Origin of the sequence: Advenella sp. (genome assembly GCF_052108595.1) — a bacterium.
GTDB lineage: Bacteria > Pseudomonadota > Gammaproteobacteria > Burkholderiales > Burkholderiaceae_B > Advenella.
Genome location: NZ_JBQEAU010000021.1, coordinates 1 through 5,276, shown reverse-complemented (window position 1 = coordinate 5,276; position 5,276 = coordinate 1). Strand labels below are relative to the sequence as shown.

Here is a 5,276-nt window from a genome sequence, read left to right as displayed (position 1 = left end):
TCATAAGGGCATCCAATATGGCGCAACACGCTACGCTGGCGGCCAGTGGGCCGATGGAATCCAGGGTCGTGGACAGTGGCAATACGCCTTGCTGTGGCACCCGACGTGCAGTCGGTTTGAAACCGGTCAGCCCGCACAGGGCAGAAGGGATGCGCACAGAGCCGCCGGTATCTGAACCGATGGCCGCTACCGCCATCCCGTCTGTGACCGATACCGCGGCGCCGGAAGACGAGCCGCCTGGAATGCGTCCTTCGCCCACTGTGCGTTCCCACGGGTTGCGGGGCGTGCCGTAATGAGGGTTCACACCCAGGCCGGAGTAGGCAAATTCCGTCATATTGGTTGTGCCGATAATGACAGCGCCGGCGTTGATCAGCCGCTGCACGACCTTGGCATTATCTGAGGCAGCGGGCGCATCGTTCAATACGACCGAGCCGGCCCGTGTAGGCTTGCCTTTGATATCAAACAGATCCTTGACCGATATGGGCAAACCGTCGACTGCAGAGCGCCGCACGCCCGCCTGGCGCAGGGTATCGGCAGCCGCGGCTGCGGCCAGCGCTTGCTCATCAAAGACCTGGGTATAGACCTTGGGGCCTTCGCCGCTGGTTGCGCGCGCCAGGGCCTGTTGCGTCAGTTGGACCGAAGAGATTGAGCCTTCATCGAGCGCGTGCGACAGGCAGGTCAGACTGGGAAAAGCTGAAGAGTTCATTGGACAACCATTAATGACAAACGAAATTAGTGGATAGAAAGCGGCTAGGCGGGATTGTCAGGCCACTACAGGTAGCGTTTCAACACGGTAGGTGTGTTGCAGGCTGCGATTCTTGACCGGATCGTGCAGCTCCATCACAAATGTATTGGATGGACGGATGCCGCCAATAGCGCCGACCGTGCCGCAGATCATGCCATGTCCTTCCGGTAGCACGTTCTGGTTACCTGTATAGCCCTGGATCAATTCCTGTGGCAGACGCAGGCTGTCCAGGGTGCCTTCCTGATACAGTACTTTTTTGCCATCCTCCTCGATCCAGGAGCGGATGACTAATTGGTCCCAATGTTCAACCACCTCGCCAAAACGCCAGGCCGAGGTTGCTACCGGTTTGACGCAAGCCTGCTTGGATTCGGCCACGCCATAGGCTTCCAGTTTACGATCAGTATGGTCTGAGGCCAGGCTGACATACATGGTGCCATCCACGGTGAACACGAAGACTTCAACTTCGCCGGACGACTCGGTTCCCAGCGCCTGAATGTGGCTTGCCTGGGTCAATTGGTTATTGGCTACTCTGTAATATAGCGGAACTGTGCTGGGGCGGGGCACGCCAAGGGCGGCCAGCTCTTCTATATGGTGTTCGATGGCTTTGATGTCGCGTCCGGCCCAGCCCGCAACGATCAGGGAATCAATATCTGCAACAACGGTTGCTGAAGGGGCTTGGGCAAGTGAGAATTCAAGTTTCATGGCAATACTCTTGATAAACAGATGGGGGAACAAGCATGCGTGATGTGTCACACATGCCTGTGAAATGATGGGGGCGCTGGATCAGCGCTTTTTGACAAAAAGGATGACCAGGATTGAGGCTAGTATTTCCAGCGCTGCGACAAAATACAGTCCGGAAGACAGCGAGCCCGTGCTGGTTTTCAAGGTGCCGATCATGTATGGCGCTACAAATCCGGCAAGGTTGCCTATGGAGTTGATCAGCGCAATACCGCCTGCTGCGGCGGTGCCGGCCAGAAAGGCTGCGGGAATGGACCAGAACACAGGAAAGGCGGCCAGGATGCCGACAGAGGCAATGGTAAGGGCGATGAGCGCGAACAGGGCATTGTGCAATAGCATGCCGGTGGCAACCAGCCCCAGACATGCGATCAATGTTGCCACGGCGCAATGCATGCGACGTTCGCCGGTTTTGTCCGAGTGAGCGCCATTCCAGACCATTGCGATTGTTCCGGCAATGAAGGGCAGGGCTGAGAGCACACCAATCATCAGGTCATTGTTGATGCCGATCGCTTTGATGATGGATGGACTCCAGAATGCAATGGTGGCGTTGCCGCTGACAATGCAAAAATAAACCGCGGCACAGAGCCAGATTGCAGAATTGCGGTAGGCGTCTTTGAAAGACAGATGCTTATTGCCTGTCTGGCTGTTTTCAAGCTCCAGGGCGCGCGTTACTGCCTGTTGTTCCTGTGGTGTGAGCCATTTGGCGTTCACGGGTTTTTCCGGCAGATACTTCAGCACGAACAACCCGGCAATGACAGATGGAATACCTTCAATAATAAACAGCCACTGCCAGTTTGCCAGGTGCCCCACATCCTGCATGCCGTTCAGAATCAGGCCGGCCAGCGGGCCGCCGATCACACCGGCGAGCGCGAACGATGTCATGAACAGTCCGTTGACGCGCGCCCGGTATTCCGCCGGGAACCAGTAGGTGAGATAAAGCACCACGCCCGGGAAGAAGCCGGCTTCAAATACGCCAAGCAGAAAACGCATGATATAGAACTGCGTGGGGGTGGTGACATACGCCATAGCGATGGAAGCGGCTCCCCACAAAATGGTGATGCGGGCCAGCGTTTTGCGGGCGCCAATCTTTTCCAGCAGCAGATTGCGGGGCACTTCGAACAGAAAATAGCCGATAAAAAAGATCCCAGCGCCCAGTCCGTATACGGCTTCGCTAAATTGCAGGTCCTGCAGCATGTGCAGTTTGGCAAAACCGACGTTAACGCGGTCCAGCCAGGCCAGAATGAATAGGAAGACCAGAAAAGGGATCAATCGCCAGGCAATTTTGATATAGGTTGCCTTCAGTTCGTTCGCGTCGGTGCCCAGGCTAGGGCTGGTCGCAGTGCTTGAGTTATTCATCGTGTTTTCCAACTACAGTTGCGTGTTGAATAGGGCTGTCCGGCGCAAGAGCCGGTCAGCGGTGGGTGGAATGTGGCCGGGGATGATGCCCTGTACAGGGGCGTGGCCGGGAATAAGACTGCTTGTTGCGGCCAACGTGGCGCAACGTTAAGTTGTGTCAGGTCTTATATGTGGGCAGTGTAGGTAGCGCGTTTTTGACTGTCCAACAAGAAAATATATGGAGTAGTGATTGCAAAATCTTATTGCTGTCCGGCATGACGTCGCGGAATTCATAAAATATATATAAATATCATATGGTTATGATCGTATTTGGCCAGGCTTTTAGCGTCGAAAATATGATCATCTGGCTCGGGGGCAGAATCTGACTCTAGGGTAAATACTTAGGCCCGGAACGCAGGCTGGACAGATCAAGGCGGATGCCTCGGGCCTGTTCTGTGGGGATGTGATGGGCCTTCAGGTTTGCAGCGGCGCACAGGCGATGCTCTGGCCCCGATTCGTGGCAAATGCGATGGCAACATCCTGGGCAATCAGGCCGATGGTCTCGGCCAGCGGGTTGTCCTGGTTGTGACGGAATGCGGCCTGCAACTCGAGCGGCGGCAAGACCGTATCTGCCCGCAGCAGCTGTAAGGTCTGCGCATTCAACTCCTGCTGGATAATTGCCGGTGGCAGGGCCGCTACGCCGAAACCGTCCCGTACCAGTCTGATCATGGTGGCCACAGAAGAAATACCGTTAAGGTGCAGGGATATGTCTCCCGCCGTAGCAAACATTCTTTCGATGGCGGCGTAGGGTTCTGATTCACGCGCAAAGCTGACGATGGGAAAGGCGGCCAGATCTACCAGGCTGAGTACGTCATTGCCGATTTCCAGTGTTGGGCTGGCTACCCAGCGCATGGGTAATTGACCCAGGGCAATGGCATCGACCTGCGAAACATGGATGGCGTTGCCTTGCAATACCAGATCCAGACCCCCTTTATTGAGCTGTTCGGTCAAATGGACGGTGGTGTCACTGGCAATTTCAATTCTCAGGCGTGGATAGCTTTCATGCAAACGGGCCAGAAACTCGGGAAACCAGCTGTGCACAATGGATTCAATCACGCCGATGCGAATGACGCCGGCATAGGTATGCTTGTCCAGCATGTCGTCCTTCATGTCGCGCAACAGCTTGACCATGCGTTCGGCATGAACGAGGGCTTTGCTGCCGTCGGGCGTCAGCGACACATCGCGGGCGTTACGGTCGAACAGGCGTACGCCGAATTCCTGCTCCAAAGAAGCAATACGACTGGAGATGGCCGCCTGCGTTGTATGCAAACGTTCCGCTGTCATACGGAAATTGCGCATTTCAGCCAGCAAGACGAAAGTTTCCAGAAATCGAATATTCATGGGGGTAATTATAGCCCGCGGGGGACAAGGCACGTGACACGGGACGGATGCCAGAAGGCGTTTTGTGACAAGTCGGTACCGGGGCTGTGGAGCAAGACGCAGATTCAGGGCCCGGTTCGCCGCCCGGTCGCAGGGTACGGCCGCGTGTCGTGCAGATGCATTATGTGTGACCTGTCTAGTACATCTGGCTGGCTTCTCTTATATATAGAGAGAGTTGGATAGGAGCATGCCTATATATAGCGATACAGAGCGACGGCCGTTGGAACAGGCTTTTGTGCGGTTTGCCCGGTAGAAAGATGCGCTATGGCTAATGTTTGGTGACGCCCCTTATATATACCCCTTGTTTTTATACGCTCTTGGTTTCCGACGACTACTCAGGGACTAAAAAAATCAGGCGGTTATTCTATAGCTTCTATATATAGGGGCTGTTATGTCTCTATATTAAGGATCTCTATATAAGGACGTTAATATAACGACGCCGATAAGAACCTGACTATATACAAGATATACAGGAACCCAGCGACGACAAGTCCCACTCGCAGGATTGTCGTGCCCCGTTAGCTTTTGGCCGCCGGTGAACATTGTCCTGTGAGCGGACGCCTACATAAGGCAGTCAAATCCGGAGATACGTGCTTTATTGGTCAGTGTATGGTCTGCTAATGAGCTTACTCAAAGCCGAACGGTGCGTTTTCCAGGCGTGTCTGCATAAAACGTCTGGACTAAAAAGTGGATTTAGCCGAAAAAATCGTCGTTTTTAGGCTAAATCACACATCGACAGCCCGCATAATTGTCAGATAGTCTGGCAAGTGAAGACAAATTTGCCCTATTTGTAGAAAAAACGTACAAAAACGCCTGCATTGCATGTGCCGATATAAACCCGATGTTGCGTATTTGTTGCAAAAAGCGAACGTCGTGGGAGCGGGCTCAAAAATAATCAAAAGTGTGTCAAAAAGGCGAAACTGAATCAAATCATGCGCTTAGGGTAATTACGGATCTTAAAATGGCTGCGTGGGTAAAGTATTTTGTGAATTGGGCTTGCCAAGGGTCAAATGGCTTG

General features: G+C 54.0%; 4 protein-coding genes. All 4 read right to left on the bottom strand.

The features are described 5' to 3' along the window. Positions 1–706, bottom strand: a 706-nt coding sequence (locus ACTIKR_RS05635; RefSeq protein WP_442327316.1) for an amidase family protein, incomplete at its 3' end; no start/stop codon positions are given. A gap of 57 nt (positions 707–763) precedes the next feature. Further along, positions 764–1,447, bottom strand: coding sequence for a DUF2848 domain-containing protein (locus ACTIKR_RS05630; RefSeq protein ID WP_442327315.1), 684 nt, complete (start codon positions 1,445–1,447; stop codon positions 764–766). Between the two features lie 81 nt (positions 1,448–1,528). Next, positions 1,529–2,839, bottom strand: a complete 1,311-nt coding sequence (locus ACTIKR_RS05625) for an MFS transporter (protein WP_442327314.1) — start codon at positions 2,837–2,839, stop codon at positions 1,529–1,531. A 453-nt stretch (positions 2,840–3,292) separates the two neighbouring features. Further along, entirely contained in the window at positions 3,293–4,219 is a 927-nt protein-coding gene (locus ACTIKR_RS05620; RefSeq protein ID WP_442327313.1) for a LysR family transcriptional regulator, read from the bottom strand. Positions 4,220–5,276 lie beyond the last annotated feature (1,057 nt).